Source organism: Candidatus Stoquefichus massiliensis AP9 (assembly GCF_000455285.1).
Classification (GTDB): domain Bacteria; phylum Bacillota_I; class Bacilli_A; order Erysipelotrichales; family Coprobacillaceae; genus Stoquefichus; species Stoquefichus massiliensis.
Genome location: NZ_HG005286.1, coordinates 115,937 through 132,185 on the forward strand (window position 1 = coordinate 115,937; position 16,249 = coordinate 132,185).

The following is a 16,249-nucleotide window of genomic DNA, read 5'->3' on the forward strand; positions in this document are numbered from 1 at the left end:
AACTTCACCTCCCAAATAGTTTACCCAATCTATATAAAAATAGGACACACAGTGCCCTATTTGTTTAACCCATTCTAATTAAGATTGCAATTACAAAGAATGCAACTGCAAGTCCAACAGTAATTCTAGAAAGTACCAAATCTGCTCCTCTTTCTTTTTGATGAGCAAAAAGATTTGAGCTTTGACCTGTTAAGGCATTAACGATACCATCTGATTTTCCGCTTTGCATAAGGCATACAATAATGAGAGCAACTGAAACAATCATTAATAATATATTCAAAATCATTGTAATACCTCCTTTTCTTTAAACTTTTATACACTAGCATTGCTATAATATCACACTCGCCAGTAAATTACAATACTTTTCTCTTGGCTAATTTATTTATCTAAAAATACTCTCTCTTTCATAAATATTTTCATAAGTATTGGTGCACAAATCAAATAGAAGAAAAAATTTCCAATCGCATGCAATGTATCAAATAATAAACCTGCTAAATAATAAACAATAAATAACGAAGGTCCACCAATCACAAACTTCTCTAATGAAACGATAAAGCCAAAAACATAACCCATCAAAAAAGCAAATATAGCCATAATCAATATATACGGTTCTTTATTTATTTTTTTAAACAAATCCATTAATATCTGTGTTAATAAACAAATCACAATCCATGCAAGTATTTGAAAAAGTGTCCAAATACCCATACCTAAATATATATTTGATACTAAAGTCGTGACTATTGTGAGCTTTATTCCAAAAGCTAAACCAAAAATCATAACAGATATAATAATAATTGAAGTAACTGGCTTAATATTAGGTAATGACTGTAAGGCAATACGTGAAGCAATATTGACACCTGCTAGTATGCCTATTAAACTTATTTCTTTTACTCTACTCATCATAAACATAATACCATAAAACTTGATCATTATCTTTAAGTTTATAACTTCCTGCACTCATATTTGGCGAAACATTATTCACTTTATACATCCACCCTGATGAAGATCCATGTTGTTTTTCTTTTAAATCCCCTATACCAGTAACATATATCATTGAACCAAATCCAGAAGTTGTTACTTTTATTCCTTTTAAAGATGTTATATTCTTTAAAACAGTAAAAGGTGTACTCTCTTTATCAACCTGGATAGATTCCGATAATACAGTTTCATTCATTCCTATAATTTGAATATTGATAGAAATATTGGTTTTTTCTACTGTCTTTTCTTCTTGTTTCTTTTCTTCATTTTGTTTTTTTTGAGTCTCTTCCTTTTTTTTATCTTCTTTTTTAGATTGAATATATTCTTCTTTTTGTTTTGTTTCAACTGTTTGTTGGGATGTTGATGATTCTTGTTGTGGTGAATCTTCCTTATCTTTTTGTTCTTGAGATTCTTCTTTTTCTTCAACTTGATTATTGATTTCCTCTTGAACATTCTCTTTTACATCTTGATCCACATAAGAATTATGATTGAATCCCTGATAAACACCTACTCCAATAATGAAAACAAAAGAAACTGTTATAAAACATATAACAATTCTTTTTGTTTTCTCAATATTCTTAAACTGATTAATTATTTTTTTCATATTTCTTTGTTAAAACAAAAACGAAAGAAGTCATTCCCATCATAATAATCATCATATAAATATTTGTTTGATCAGATGTTTCAACAACTTTTGATTTTATATTTTCTTTAGCTGGCTCTTGTGGTGTAACGATTGGTTTTGTAGGTGTTGGTTTTTCTTCCTTTGATGGATTTTGTACAGGATTCTTTAAATCTTGATATGTCTTTTGAGCTTTATAAACAAAACTTCCATTTTTATATGTACCTAAACATCTTGCAGCCTCTATCGTTGTATATGCATTAAATGCATATTCTCCTGTAGCATTATAGTTTTCGTCATACACTGCAGATTTAAAAGAACCATCATCTAATTGAAATAATAATAATACATCAATAGCTTCACCATAGTTTGAAAGAGTGAATGCTTTATCATAAACAAATAATCCACCAAGTATACATGCCTGTGTATCCCCACTAGGTGAAATACCATAAGACCCATCTTCTTTCTTTTCAGTATCGATATACTGAATTGCCTTTTGAATACTTTGTGCATAAGCTTTCTTATCAGCAACAGATAGAACTTCAATTGCCCAACCAGTTGTATCTGGACTTGATATTTTACCATTATACTCATACCAATATCCACCATCTGTATTAGCATCATTAGCTAAATGAGAAGCAACAAGAGATATTTTATCAGATGATACTGCTTCTAATGCATACAATACCCAAATATCTGTTGTACTTCCGTAGCTACCTTTAATTGATCCATCTGCATTAATATAGCTTTCTAATAAAGTGATAAGATTCTTATCTTTGATATTTGTAGGATCTTTTCCTATTAAAGTTAAAGCAATGATTGATTTTGTTAAATCACCAAGTGAAATGGAATCAAAATCCTGTGATTCTAAATCAGGCAACTCATAACCATCTTCTACTTCTAATCCTAGAGATTCTACAGCAATAATCTCATCTGGAGATGTTAATGTTTTGTGTGTTTTATAATACTCAACAATTTTTGCATATGCCCTATCTAACTTTGATGTGTCATATGTACTTGCAAAAACACCTCCCATACCATTAAATAAAATAATTGTTGCGACTAACAAGCTTGTAAAAATTTTTTTCATTTTCGTCCTCCTCATTGAAGTCTAGACAAAAAATAGGACAGACTTGCCCTAGATTCATACTAGAACGACTTTATACTCCGTAAAGTGTATTCTCAGATGTAGGCTTGTATTCCGGCTCAATTTCATCGTCTTAGCGTCTTCCCAGTTTCCCAGTGACATTTATGCCTTAACTCCATCTTACGGCTGCGGGACAGCTCAGGTTTTACACCTGATTCCAATTTCATAAAATATTTATCAACATTTTAACCTACAAATTTATAAACTTTTACGTGCTTATTATATATTATATTGATTTGATTAGATACCCTTTTCATGTAAAAAGAACACAAAATGTGTTCTTTATATGATCTGAACTATAAACTTTCCAATCATAACACCCAAAATACAACAACTCACACTCATCACAATATAAAGGCTTCCTAATCCATATTTTCCAGTTTCCAATAAAGATAATGATTCTAATGAGAATGTTGAAAATGTTGTAAAACCGCCACAAACTCCTGTTTTTAAGAAAAGGTGAGTAGATGGAGATATATTATTTTTTTCAAATAACCCTACAACAATTCCAATCAATATAGCACCTATTATATTCGTTATCAAAGTCATTATTGGAAATTCTAATTTTATTGGGATAATGCTTAATCCATATCTTAAGATTGCACCTATAGCGCCACCTAATCCAACCCATAATAATTTATCCATCTTATTCCTCTATTGCAACAACACTAAATCTTTGATCCTTTTCTATCAATGTTACTGTTGTTGTATATTCAGTATTTTTTAATATCTTATTTTCTTCATTAAAAATAAGTGTTATTTTTACATCATAATAACTATAGTCTTGCAATTCTGAAGATAATGCTTTATTAAAACTTTGTTCATTAGAAAGAACATCATACTTAATTACTTCCTGAGTATTTGTTTGATTATGGATCATTGTATTAGCATCTTTATAATAACCATTCTTAGCATATGCTGTAAAATCATCTTTTTTATCAGAATAGAAATAATCAATTCCACCAATTTGATTTTCTTCTTTATTTGATAATGTATAATAATCAGTTAAGAAATATGCAGCAATTAATTGTCTCATATCCGTTTTATTATTTCTCTCTATTGCAGTTTGTAATTGATTGTATATATTACTCATTAATTCTGTTTCATGAGATGCTTCTTTATATTGAATCGTTACAGGTTCCTTTGTTTGTTTAGGTAAATTATTCTGATTAATCATAAATATCATTGAAAAGACAATAGCTAATACAACTATAAGAATAATTGCATATTTTTTCTTTGCTCGTTGAGCAATCTTACGATAAGGTTTTGTATCTTTAATAGAAGGTAAGTACTCACTCTTAATAAAGATATTCATAATTGTCAGTACTGGTTTGTATTTACGATCTATCATATTTGTTGCTTCAACAAAAACTTCAAATAATAGCATTAAAGTCAAAAATAGAATTGTTGCAGCAATTTTATCATATAGATAGATATATGAACAAATAGAAAATAAGATAGTCACGGCATATAAGATAAGAACACTCTTTGTTTGTCCCAACTCTAATGAGAACATTAATTTATGATGCAAATGCCCTTTATCTGCCTCACTAAAACTTTTATGATGAACCTTTCTTCTAATAATAGCAATCAATGTGTCCATGATAGGAACCATTAAAACAACAATAGGTGCTCCTAATGTAAAGAAAGAAGAACTCTTATAACCAAATCCTAATAAAGAAATAACTGCAATCATATAACCTATAAATAGTGCTCCACAATCTCCTAAAAATACTGAAGCCGGATGAAAGTTAAAGACAAGAAAACCACCTATAGCTCCTGCTAGTAATAATGAAAGTGACGATATATCAGTACGTCCATAAGTTAAAGAAGTTAAAGAAATGGTCACCAGTACAATAATAGAAATTCCTGCACATAATCCATCTAATCCATCAATTAAATTAACTGCATTAGAAACACCAACAATCCACAGAATTGTCACTATAATTGCTATTGCCTGAGATATAAAATTAGGCAAAAAAGGTAAAGTAAATCCTTTTAAAGCAATATCTCCATAAATAATAACAACCAAAGCAGCAGCCACTTGACCTAACATCTTCAATTTAGGTGATAAATCATGAATATCATCATAAAAGCCTGTTAAAAAAACAATAAATCCACCAATTAATATAGCATTAATTTGTATATCAGTTTTTAAAAAAATCATCGTTCCAATCAAAAAACTTGCATATATTGCATAACCACCAGTTCTTGCAATGATACCCTTATGTATTGTACGCTTATTTGTATGAGCAATGATTCCAAGTTTTTTTGATATTTTACTAACAACTGGAACAAGCAATAAGCTTATAATAAATGTTACTACAAAAGATAAACATATTTCTAAACTCATATCAATGCTCCTTTCTTGTATGTATTATATTACAAAATGAAGGAAATTTATAGAAAATCTTTTTTACCCTTAAACATTTCTCGTATTAATGGTATAATGTGTTCGTACAAGGAGGAAAACGAATATGCACAAATTAGGTATTTCTGTATACCCTGATAAATCACCAAGAGATGAGGTATACGCATACATGGAGAAAGCTGCAAAGTTGGGATATAGCAGAATTTTCACATGTTTCTTATCTATTCCTGAAGATGAAAGGGAAAGTTATTTAGTTGAATTTAAGGAATTCATGACAAAAGCTCATGAATTAGGATTTGAGGTTGCTGCTGATACAAATCCTGAAGTCTTTAAGTTAATTGGAGCAACTCCTGATAATTTAAAACCTTTTGCTGATTTAGGACTTGATATTATTAGAATGGATGGTAACTTTGGGACTCAAGGTGACATTCAATTAACTCGTAATCAATATGGTATTAAGATTGAATTTAATGCAAGTATGGATATGGGGGTTGAACTTTTAATTAATAAAGGTGGAAATAAAGATCAAATGATTATGTGTCATAATTTCTTCCCAGAACGTTATACTGGTTTGGATTTTGATTTATTTATGGAATATAACGCATACTGGAAAGATTTAAACTTACACACTGCTGCCTTTGTTTCTAGCAATAACGAAAATACAATTGGTCCTTGGCAGGTTTTCTGTGGTTTACCAACAGTTGAAATTATGAGAGGATTACCTATTGATTTACAAGCTCGTTACATGCTTGCAACTGAAGATGTTGATGATATCTTAATTGGTAACTATCCTGCTAGTGATGAAGAATTAGAAGCTTTAGCAAATGTTAATTTACAAGCTATTGAGTTAAGAGTTAATGAAGCTGAAGGTATTACTGATAATGAAAAAATGATCATGTATGATTATGCTCCTCATTGGGATCGTTATGATCATTCCACATTTATGTTACGTTCTTCTATGCCAAGAGTTTGGTTTAAAGAACAAAAGAGTGTTCAAGATGGTTCAATTGCCACTGCAATTGATAAAGAACTTGATTCACAATCTATTCCATATAGAGATCCAGGTAAGAAAGTCTTTACTCGTGGAGATATTCTCGTTGTTAATGATAACTTGGCTCACTATCGTGGAGAATTAGAAATTGTTTTAACTGAGATTCCTAATGATGGTGAACGTAATTTAGTTGCGACTGTGAAACCTGAAGAATTAATGTTATTAGATTTCATTAAACCAGGTCATCATTTTAAAATTTTAAAATAAAGTTATAAGGTCTAGGGTTAAATCCTAGACCTTAATTTTTTTGACTCTCACCATTTTTATAGTTAATTGTAATTCCTGGTTGAACATTATAAACAAAAACATTAAATTCAATATCTAATCCTTGATCTTCAACTGAACTAGCTTCCATAATCACACCCGATGCTACAAGATTTTCTCCTTCAAATACTGGTGTTACACGATATAACACATGATTTCCAGTTTCTTTGATATAATCAGCAACTTGATTTTCAAAAGGAAGCATTCCTGTCGTATTCATATATCTTGTTCCTGTGATTAAATTCTTTTCATTAGCATTTTCAGCGGTTAATTGATAACCAATTAAGTGACAGCGATTATATAAATATTTTCCATCAATGATATCATATTTTACTGTTTTCCACCCACTTGGTTTCACTTGTCCTATTGAACTTCTTTTTTCAGTTGGCATAGTCTCCTTTGATACATTAGCAAACGCAACGCCACATCTTCCTAAAGAATCTAAATCACTATACTGTTCAAAAGACTCTGTTGCATAATCTTCATCAGCAAAATAAGGAATATTATCATTGAGAACAATATATGCTTTTCCTTGATATTCAGGTATATCCTGAACAGATATCTTTGTTTGAGATTGTGGATCATTACTTCTTAGTTCGGTGATTGCATATCCTCCAATCACAACTGCTAAAGATGCAATAACACTATATAACTTCTTTTTATAACTCTTCTTTCTCATTCTTTAGTCCCTTCGATAAATCTTCTGCGTTATAATATCATGTGAAGACCCAGCAAAATCTTCTTGATTCACTAAATGAAAACAACTTAAATCAATATCTAAATAAAAATCTGCAGGATATTCTCTATTCCAGCAAAAAAGTATAATCTCATCAATTTCATCCTGATATTCTTTTAATAATACATTTTCAACAAAACAATAATCATCAACGCTTGCTAACATCAAGAACTTTTCGCTCTCCATCGTCACCAATATATCGTTTTTCCACAATGCTGAGGAATATTTATTCATAAACAAACAATTTGTTATTTTTAGTATTTTTTTTCTTACATTTCGATCTTGAGATTGTCTTCTGTGATTAAACATCATTCCCATCTGATTATCTACACATGCAATAATTTTCACTATCTCACCTACTTTCGATTCATATTTTACAATGAATATCTTTTTGAATCAATTTATAAAACAAAAAACTTATTTAACTATATATCAAATAAGTCTTTTAACTGATAGTAAACACCATCTTCATGAACACTTAAACAAACAATTTCTGATCTTTCTTTTATAATATCTAATGCATTTCCCATTGCTATTGGATGCGCAACAGTTTCAAACATTTCAACATCATTAGGTCCATCCCCAAAACAGTAACTATTTTCTATTGGAATATTTAATTCTTTTAATACATCTTGTATACCTGTTGCTTTAGAAACATCTTTCGCATATATTTCCATACTATGATTATCTGGATGTAATTCATAGTTAAAGTTTTTATAACAAGAGATTGCATATTCTAATTCCTTTTCATCTTTAACCCACACTTCCATTTTAACTGTTTTTTGATATATTTCTTCTTCATCATAATCAAAACAGAAATTTTTAAAATCGATATTACAATGAGAATAGAACTCTAATAAACATTTATTACTTGAACTCATATAACAATATGTTGATGTTTGTAAAACATATTCTATCTGTTTTTCTTTTAATAAATAACATAGTTCTTTAACATTCAGTTTATCCATAAATCTTGTTTTTAAATCTTGATTATTATATTTAATATTTGCTCCATTGGCTAAAACATAACCATCAAATCCTACTTCTTTTACATTATCTGCAATATAACCATAAGGTCTACCACTTGCAATAAAACACAAGTGTCCTAACTGTTGAGTCTTTTTTATTGCTTCTCTAACTCTTTTTGTTATTCCTCCTAATTCAGGTGCATATAATGTTCCATCTATATCAAAAAATATAATTTTCTTATCCATACTAATCTATCCACCCAAAGTGCTGACATGCTTTATAGATACCATCATCATCTGCATCAGCAGTAATATATGTTGCTTTTTCTTTTAATGATTCAATGGCATTACCCATTGCTATAGAAGTCCATTCATTTCTAAACATACTTAAATCATTTTTTTCATCACCAAATACAACAACATCTTTATAATCACCACCAAAGTGATCAACAATTGCTTTAATACCAACGGATTTATCACCTGGTTCTACAAATAAATATTCTTTATGAAAACGACACCATGGTAAATCTTTTAAATGTTCTAATTTGTCTTCTTCTGGACTATAACAAGCAATATAGACTTTAAATATTTTATCATAGTCTCTTGGATCTAGTCCTTCTTGAACAACTGTATCCATATAGATATCATGAGTAAAATCATAAAAACGATTATCTGGAGCTAAACGTCTTGTTTCATTATCTGGAGAGATAGCCCAAATATACTCCTTTTCCTTACACTCATCAATCAATGCGATACATTTCTCATAATCCAATGGTTTGATTTCTAACAATTGTCCATTGATTGTTATACCATTACCACCATCACTAACCATATTTTCAAATCCTAATTCTTTCATATGGTCTTTTGCCATTGCATAACTTCTTCCAGTTGCTATTGCTAGAAAATGTCCTTGTTCTTCTAATTTTTTTAATGCTAACTTTGCTGATTCAGGAACATATTGATCGCCAGGAGTTCCTACTGCTAATGTTCCATCTATATCAAAGAAAAAATACTTCTTTTTATCCATTTTTTCAACCTCCTTTGTTTATTTTAGCAGAAACAAATATGTAATGTTAAAATTTACAAGATAAGAAAAAAATAACTCAGAATTCTGAGTTATTTCAAATACTGTGTATTTTCTAACATAATACCACAACCTTCAGCAACGCAATCTAATGCATTGTCTGCAACAAATACAGGAACTCCTAAACCTTCTTCTAAATATTTATCTAGATTATGAAGTAAAGCCCCTCCACCTGTTAAGAAAACACCTTTATTAACAATATCAGCTGACAATTCAGGTGGTGTTTGTTCTAAGACTTGTTTTGTTGCACGTAAGATTGTTGTACAACATTCTTGTAATGCTTCTTGTGTTTCTAAAGCATTTAATTGGATTGTATGTGGTAATCCTGTAACTAAGTCTCTACCTCTTACATCCATAACTTCATCAGCACTTGCTCCATAGGCAGTCCCAATTGTAACTTTGATTTCTTCTGCAGTACGATCACCAATTAATAATTTATATTTATCTTTTACAAATTTAATAAGTTCTGCATCCATCTTGTCACCAGCAATCTTTAATGATGTACTTGTAACAATATCTCCTAATGAAAGAACTGCAACATCTGTAGTTCCACCACCAATATCAACAACCATATTTCCTGATGGTTTAGAAATATCTAAACCAGCTCCAATAGCTGCTACCTTTGGTTCTTCTTCAATATAAACTCTTTTAGCTCCACATCTTAATGCAACATCCTGAATAGCACTCTTTTCAATTGAAGTAATATTAGACGGACAACAAATTAAGATAGTTGGTCTTGAGAATACACCTTTTAAATTTAATTTATTAATAAAATGAGTCAATAATATTTCAGTAATTTGAAAATCAGCGATAACACCATCTTTAAGAGGACGAATAGCTTGAAACTTACCTGGAGTTTTTCCAAGCATATCTCTAGCTTCTTCACCTACAGCGATTGGTCTATTTGTTTCAGTATTGATAGTTACAACTGAAGGTTCATTGACAACAATTCCTTCACCTTTAACATAAATAAGAATGTTAGCTGTTCCTAAGTCAATACCAATTTCCTTTGATAATTTCATAAACATTCCTCCTATAAGCATTTCTATTGTATCATTTTTCCCATTAAATACAAGAAAAAAATAATCACTAATCCAACATATTTTATGCTTTCCTATTCTTCACAAAATCACCCATAAATTAACTTATTTTACCTACTAGTATTTCTTTTTCATTCTTTAATATTTTTAACAAATATAATCAATATATTCACGTATCTTTCTACTACAATAAGTGATATTTAATCTCTTACCTATAAGAATATTATTTTTTACTTTTTAATTTTTTGATTGATATGATTTCTTTTAGTTCAAAAACAGCAACCTTACAATCAGTGAATCTTTCTTGATTAACAAATTTTTCGACTTTTCTATAAATCATTGGCTCTTGTCTATCATTTTTATATAAAGTTTCATCATTATTAAGAATTAAATATAGCTTATCACTTGCTCTCATCTTTCCTCCTACTAAAATACCAAGAGATTACTCCCTTGGTATTTACTCTTTAATGTTCTTAAATTCTCTTTCTTCTCTTTAGTATAATATATCCACTTAATACTAATGATGATAACATTAGAATTCCTAAAGGCATTACATCACTATTATCACTAGTTTTTACTGAATCTTTTAGTACATTTGCTTGTTTTAATAATTCCTCATAGTTTTTACTACCTACTTTATTTAACATTGCATTAATTGCATCTTTTTCAGATTGAGATAATTTATTCCAAACATCTTTACCAGATAAAATCTGTGCATAATTATCTTTAGTTGCATGTTTATAGATACGACCATCTTGATCACTTACATACCTTTTAATAAATTCAGTTACTGATTGAGTAATTTGAGTCTTTGCTAAAGCTAACATTTCTTCATATGTTATTGTTTTACCTGCAGCTGTACTTAATTGTGCATTTATTTCATCTTTTTCAGATTGAGTTAATTTATTGTACTTATCTTCAGCTGATAAAATAGCATCTATTGTATCTTTATTAGCAGAAGTTATAACTTTACCATCTTTATTTGTTAAATTATCTTTAATAAATTGTGAAGCACTATCTTTTGCTAATTTGTGAGCAGTTTCAACCATTTCTTCATATGTCTGTGTTGCTCCTGCAGCTTTTAATTTTGCGTTAACTTCTGCCTTTTGCACATCTTTTAATGTATTAAAATCTGCTTCTCCACCTAAGATATTATCCAAGGTAAATTCACTAACATTTGTAATAATTCCTTTTTCATTAGTCATATGATCACTAATAAAACTATCTGTTGTTTCTTTTAACAATGTTTGAGCATCTCCTAGCAACTCTTCATATGTTTTCTTTGATCCTGATGCCATAAGTTCGTCATTTGCTGCTTGTTTTTCATCATTAGATAACATATCCCATGCTTCTTTTGCTGCAATAATTGTATCGTATGTATCTTCATTGACTTCTGTTACTATTTGATTATTTAATGTCATATTGTCATCAATAAAGTTTTTAACTTGTTGTTGAATAAATACTGCATGATTTAATAACTCAGAATATGTTACTCCATGATACTTATTAACTAATATTTTATTTGTTTCGTCTTTTTCAACTTGAGTTAATTTATCCCAATTTTCTTGTGAATCTAAAATTATTTTATAATTTTCACCTGTCGCTTTTGTAATAATATTTTTATAACTATCAACTAAGTTGTTTTGAATAAACTTTTCTGCATTGATTTCAGTTGTTCCATCAATCTTTTCAGGTGTTGTTCCTAAAGCAGTTGCATTATCGTTCCCAATTTTGATAGTTCTTTCAATGATTGCACCAGTTAATGAATCAGTTACTTTAAGAGTATAAGTTCCTTTTGCAACTGATGGTAATATGTATGATCCATTTTTATCAGTTGTTGTTGAAACAACAATATCTCCATTTTCATCTATCAATTCAACTTTTCCATTTTTTATTGGATTTAAATTTCCATTTAAATTAGCAATAACGTCACCTTTAGTAATTAAACCAGATTTTAATTCTGTATGAGACGCAGTTGTCATTTGTCCTTGTTTGACTTCAATTTTTGTAACTGTAGATTGTGGCTCACCGCTTGTTGTATAAATATATGATTGATAACTTCCATCTTCAATACCATCTACGTAGTAACTTCCTTGTTCATCTGTTGTTATTTCTATGTTTCCTTTTGACGTTTCAATAATAACCTTTGCATTAGCAATTGGATTTCCTTTATCATCTTTAACAATTCCATTAATTAATGCCCCTGTTTGAAGAGTTATGTTTTTATCACTGTCATTTGGTTTTAATTGAATATCTGCAATCATACTTTCTCCATTAGAGTTTGCTACAATCTTATAATCTCCTTTAGGTAACAATGTATTATAATTTCCTTGATTATCAGTTTCTATTTCTTGAATAACTTTACCGGTTTTAGAATCTAAAATTTTAATTGCAACTGGATAATTTTTTGAAACAACATTACCTGTTAATGAACACAATGTTGTAATCTTTGTTGCTTTTGTTGCTGTGCTAGGCATTGCTGTATCTGTTTCAGCAGTTCTTGCCAACACAGTATATTCTTTACCTTCTTCTAATCCTGTAAATTCAACTTTACTTTTTATTGATTTTATCCATGTTTGTCCACCATCAATTGAATATTCATTTTTTGAGTCTGGATTCATAACTTCAATTGTATTATCTGTTGCATTTAAAATTGGCTTATTTGTAGGAGCTAATACATCTTCTGAAGCTAACTTTGTTTTGATGGTAGTTTCTTTTGAAATTGGTCCTGCCATCGCATCTTCATTTTCTGCTTTTCTTGCAATTACACTATAAGATTGATTAGAATTTAAATTATTAAATTCACCATTCTTATTCCATGTTCTTCCACCATCAATTGAGTATTCTTCATCAGATTTAGCCTTAATCTTGATAGATGTATCACTATATGATAAGACTTCTGGGGAACTTGCTTGTAATACTGAATTTGTACTTGCCTTTGTTTTTACTGTTAAACGACTTACTTCACTATCAGTTGTATACTCATCTGCTACTCCAAGCTTTTTGGCAAGAATTGTATATGTAGTATCAGCTGTTAAGTTTTGTAAAATTGGACCGTTAATCCAACTGTTACCATTATCTATAGAATAGACCTCACCAGCTATTGTTTTGATTGTAATAGCCGTATCTGTTTTTTTCATAACTGTTGGAGTGCTTGGTGTTTGTGCAGGTTCCTTTATAACTATACTTTCTGCCTTACTTGCATTTGTTGTAGCCGTTTCAGCTACTCTTAAATAATAATGTCCTTTTGGTAAACTAATATTTGTTGACCCCGTAGGAATTTTAACATATGAAGATCCTGATATATCTTCATTCTTATATTCATAAACAATAGATGGATTTAATCCTGTTATACTACCAAATTCTCCATTTTTAGTTGAATTATTAACTGTATATCCAGATGGTCTTGTTCCTTCTCGCTTTTTTATTTCTATAGTAATTGGCGTATTGTTAAATGTCTCATAAATACTATAAGCTCCACAATTTGCATTACCTGAAATAAGAATGGTTGTTGTTCCAGATTGTATCCCTGTAACATATTTATTATTTATACTATAATAATTTCTTCCATCACTAGAGTAATTTAATGTTAAATTTGTAAAACAACCAGTATCTAAATGTGATAATCTCGTATCTGCTGCTTGTAATGCATCAAATACATTAATACTTTCATTAACATAAAAAGTCACTTTTTTCCCAACTAACACTTCTGTCATAGTTAATGCATTAACACTAACAATATTTGTACTCATCATTCCCATTGCCATTAACAATGAAAGTCCTAATGATGATACTATCTTTAATAATTTTCTTTTACCTTTCACTTTTCCCATTTTTAATATACTTCCTTTCTGTAAATGACTTTTAAATACCTAACATTTTTCTTTATCATCCCCTTTAATAAATAAAGACGCACTGATAGACAGTACGTCAAATGAGATAGTTATTATCTTAGATGGCAACTGGCTATCTTATCCCTTGAAGAAGACCTTTTAGCTTCACGTCATTACTTTTCAATAATTTTGCTAATAAAATTCGTCTAAGCATACTTTTACACACTTTGCTTAAAACAATCAAATAGCCTGTTTAAACGCAAAAAAAGCTATTTATTTGAAATAAATAGCTAGTACTAAATAGTATAGGTATGCATACTTGGATTTTATTAATGTACAAATGTCATTATAAAATTATAAATCACTTGTACTCTTAAGTACATGTATAGTATATCAAAAAGTGTTGTTTATTTCAATGAGAACCCAATAATTTGTTAAAATATGTAAATAGTGATGAAAGGGCTTCATCACTATTTATTACTTTATTTAATTGTATTTAAAGCTTTACCAATATATTTTTCTGGATTATATAAAGCATCATCCTTTTGAAGAATAAAATGTAAATGATTCTTCAAATCTGCTTCATATACATTTTCTCCACTTTTACCAATAACATCACCTTGTTTAACTGTCTTATTCATTTCAACAGATACAGATGATAGTGATTCATATGTTGTAGAAATCTTATCACTATTGGTAATTGTTACTACCCATCCAAGGACAGGATCATTTGTTTTCTTTGTAACTGTTCCACTGATTGCTGCTAAAACATCAAAACTTTCATTTTTATTAGCATAATCAATTCCCTGATTTGGTCTATAGACACCTTCAAATAAAATAAGTGACTGTTCCTGTTTCTTGGCATCATCATCTTTATTATAATAATATCTAACGATACCAATACCATCTTTCACAGGTGATTTTAAAGTTTCAATTGTTTTCTTTTCAGTTTCATCTGTTGTTGTTTTCTTTTGTTCTTCTACTTTAACTACAGATTCATCTTCAAAATCACTTGTATGATTATCTAAAATTCTTTGAACAACACCAATACCACCTAAAAATAATGCTAAAGCTAATGTAATACCTAAAGCTTTTTTGTATTTAAAAGATCTTTTTTTCATACTTTCACCTCAATCTAAGTATGAACAAAAGTTATGACTCTATACTTGTTATTTTAATATTTTGATAATAATGATTTAAAATATCTTTATAATTTTTATTTTCTTTAGCCATTGCCTGTGCTCCATATTGACTCATTCCAACACCATGTCCACTTCCTTTTGTGATAAATGTGTAACCTTTTGATGTCATTTCGATTTGAAAACATGATGATGCAAGTGCTAGTTTTTCTCTCACTTCTCTACCTGTATATTTTTTTCCGTTAATAATGACATTTTTTACATATCCACTCGATGTATATGAGGTGATTTCTATTTGTGGAGATGTAACATCAAAAATATTTGCTAATTCTTTTTTTGTAAAAGTTTTCTTTCTTGTATTCGTTGGGTCAATATTTACATCCCAATGACTATCTACAGATTTCAAATATGCTACTTGACCAGTAAAATAATCCTCGCAATTTACAGTTTTACCATTACTGCTAGAAAAAAACATTGCTGATATATATTCTCCCTGGTAAGTCATGACTTCATAACTTGTCTCTTTTACAGCCTTTTCTATTTTTGCTTTATTTTTATCATAAGCTTTTCCCCAATTTTTTTTCATTTGTTCATCTGTCAAATAAACCTGTGAATTGGTTGTATTATCAACATTTAATTTTCTTGATAATACGAATGTTCGAGCAGCCACAACTTGTGCTTTTAGAGCTTCTATTTCAAAACTTACTGGCATCTCTCCTGCTACTACACCTACAACATATTCTTCAAGTGGAATCTTGAGTGTCTTATTTTTAGTCTTAACTGTAACTATATAATCTTTTTTATTTTCGTGTGACTGATATTGTGATTGAAGATATGTAATAGCATCTTGATAATGCAAACATCCTATTAATAATATCAGTACACAAACAAAAAGAAGTTTTGTATATATTGTTTTCATACTACACTATATGCCTATCTATATTGATTATAACTTCAAAGTCTTCTCATTTTCATTTCATTAAATTTTATTTCATTCATGATATAAGATTTTTTTA

The 16,249-nt window shown here is 29.4% G+C and carries 16 protein-coding genes and 2 riboswitches; of the genes, 1 reads left to right on the forward strand and 15 read right to left on the reverse strand.

All coding sequences use genetic code 11. The features are described 5' to 3' along the window. Positions 1-64: 64 nt before the first annotated feature. The 6 genes from secG to BN350_RS04755 form a co-directional block, all read right to left on the reverse strand. Entirely contained in the window at positions 65-286 is a 222-nt protein-coding gene (gene secG / locus BN350_RS04730; RefSeq protein ID WP_044600123.1) for a preprotein translocase subunit SecG, read from the reverse strand. Positions 287-378: 92 nt separating this feature from the next. After that, positions 379-903, reverse strand: coding sequence for a hypothetical protein (locus BN350_RS04735; RefSeq protein WP_231385232.1), 525 nt, complete (start codon positions 901-903; stop codon positions 379-381). Further along, the gene (locus BN350_RS04740) at positions 893-1,582 is read right to left on the reverse strand and encodes a DUF4430 domain-containing protein (RefSeq protein ID WP_028042555.1); all 690 of its coding nucleotides are present in this window, start codon (positions 1,580-1,582) and stop codon (positions 893-895) included. The genes BN350_RS04735 and BN350_RS04740 overlap by 11 nt, the downstream gene beginning before the upstream one ends. After that, positions 1,566-2,690 (reverse strand): prenyltransferase/squalene oxidase repeat-containing protein, encoded by a 1,125-nt coding sequence (locus BN350_RS04745; protein WP_028042556.1) that lies wholly within the window; start codon positions 2,688-2,690, stop codon positions 1,566-1,568. The genes BN350_RS04740 and BN350_RS04745 overlap by 17 nt, the downstream gene beginning before the upstream one ends. Before the next feature lie 84 nt (positions 2,691-2,774). Continuing rightward, positions 2,775-2,956, reverse strand: a riboswitch (cobalamin riboswitch). Positions 2,957-3,029: 73 nt separating this feature from the next. Then, positions 3,030-3,392: a fluoride efflux transporter CrcB gene (gene crcB / locus BN350_RS04750; protein WP_028042557.1), complete on the reverse strand. Its 363-nt coding sequence runs from the start codon at positions 3,390-3,392 to the stop codon at positions 3,030-3,032. 1 nt (position 3,393) lies between these two features. Continuing rightward, positions 3,394-5,100: an MraY family glycosyltransferase gene (locus BN350_RS04755; RefSeq protein ID WP_028042558.1), complete on the reverse strand. Its 1,707-nt coding sequence runs from the start codon at positions 5,098-5,100 to the stop codon at positions 3,394-3,396. Between the two features lie 124 nt (positions 5,101-5,224). On the opposite strand from BN350_RS04755, the gene BN350_RS04760 reads away from it, so the two are divergent. Next, the gene (locus BN350_RS04760) at positions 5,225-6,376 is read left to right on the forward strand and encodes a DUF871 domain-containing protein (protein ID WP_028042559.1); all 1,152 of its coding nucleotides are present in this window, start codon (positions 5,225-5,227) and stop codon (positions 6,374-6,376) included. A 31-nt stretch (positions 6,377-6,407) separates the two neighbouring features. Here BN350_RS04760 and BN350_RS04765 read toward each other — a convergent pair whose 3' ends face one another. From BN350_RS04765 to spoIID, 9 genes are all read right to left on the reverse strand, one after another. Beyond that, the gene (locus tag BN350_RS04765; RefSeq protein WP_028042560.1) at positions 6,408-7,112 is read right to left on the reverse strand and encodes a DNA/RNA non-specific endonuclease; all 705 of its coding nucleotides are present in this window, start codon (positions 7,110-7,112) and stop codon (positions 6,408-6,410) included. Between the two features lie 3 nt (positions 7,113-7,115). After that, the gene (locus BN350_RS04770) at positions 7,116-7,517 is read right to left on the reverse strand and encodes a hypothetical protein (protein WP_028042561.1); all 402 of its coding nucleotides are present in this window, start codon (positions 7,515-7,517) and stop codon (positions 7,116-7,118) included. Positions 7,518-7,594: 77 nt separating this feature from the next. Beyond that, the gene (locus BN350_RS04775) at positions 7,595-8,383 is read right to left on the reverse strand and encodes a Cof-type HAD-IIB family hydrolase (RefSeq protein WP_028042562.1); all 789 of its coding nucleotides are present in this window, start codon (positions 8,381-8,383) and stop codon (positions 7,595-7,597) included. A 1-nt stretch (position 8,384) separates the two neighbouring features. Further along, positions 8,385-9,164: an HAD-IIB family hydrolase gene (locus tag BN350_RS04780; RefSeq protein WP_028042563.1), complete on the reverse strand. Its 780-nt coding sequence runs from the start codon at positions 9,162-9,164 to the stop codon at positions 8,385-8,387. 89 nt (positions 9,165-9,253) lie between these two features. Next, positions 9,254-10,243: a rod shape-determining protein gene (mreB, locus tag BN350_RS04785; protein WP_028042564.1), complete on the reverse strand. Its 990-nt coding sequence runs from the start codon at positions 10,241-10,243 to the stop codon at positions 9,254-9,256. 241 nt (positions 10,244-10,484) lie between these two features. Further along, positions 10,485-10,676, reverse strand: coding sequence for a hypothetical protein (locus tag BN350_RS04790; RefSeq protein ID WP_028042565.1), 192 nt, complete (start codon positions 10,674-10,676; stop codon positions 10,485-10,487). A gap of 58 nt (positions 10,677-10,734) precedes the next feature. Beyond that, positions 10,735-14,094 (reverse strand): MSCRAMM family protein, encoded by a 3,360-nt coding sequence (locus BN350_RS04795; RefSeq protein ID WP_028042566.1) that lies wholly within the window; start codon positions 14,092-14,094, stop codon positions 10,735-10,737. 121 nt (positions 14,095-14,215) lie between these two features. Further along, positions 14,216-14,298, reverse strand: a riboswitch (cyclic di-GMP riboswitch). Between the two features lie 278 nt (positions 14,299-14,576). Continuing rightward, positions 14,577-15,215: a M23 family metallopeptidase gene (locus BN350_RS04800; protein WP_028042567.1), complete on the reverse strand. Its 639-nt coding sequence runs from the start codon at positions 15,213-15,215 to the stop codon at positions 14,577-14,579. A gap of 31 nt (positions 15,216-15,246) precedes the next feature. After that, entirely contained in the window at positions 15,247-16,152 is a 906-nt protein-coding gene (spoIID, locus tag BN350_RS04805; protein WP_028042568.1) for a stage II sporulation protein D, read from the reverse strand. Positions 16,153-16,249: the final 97 nt, after the last annotated feature.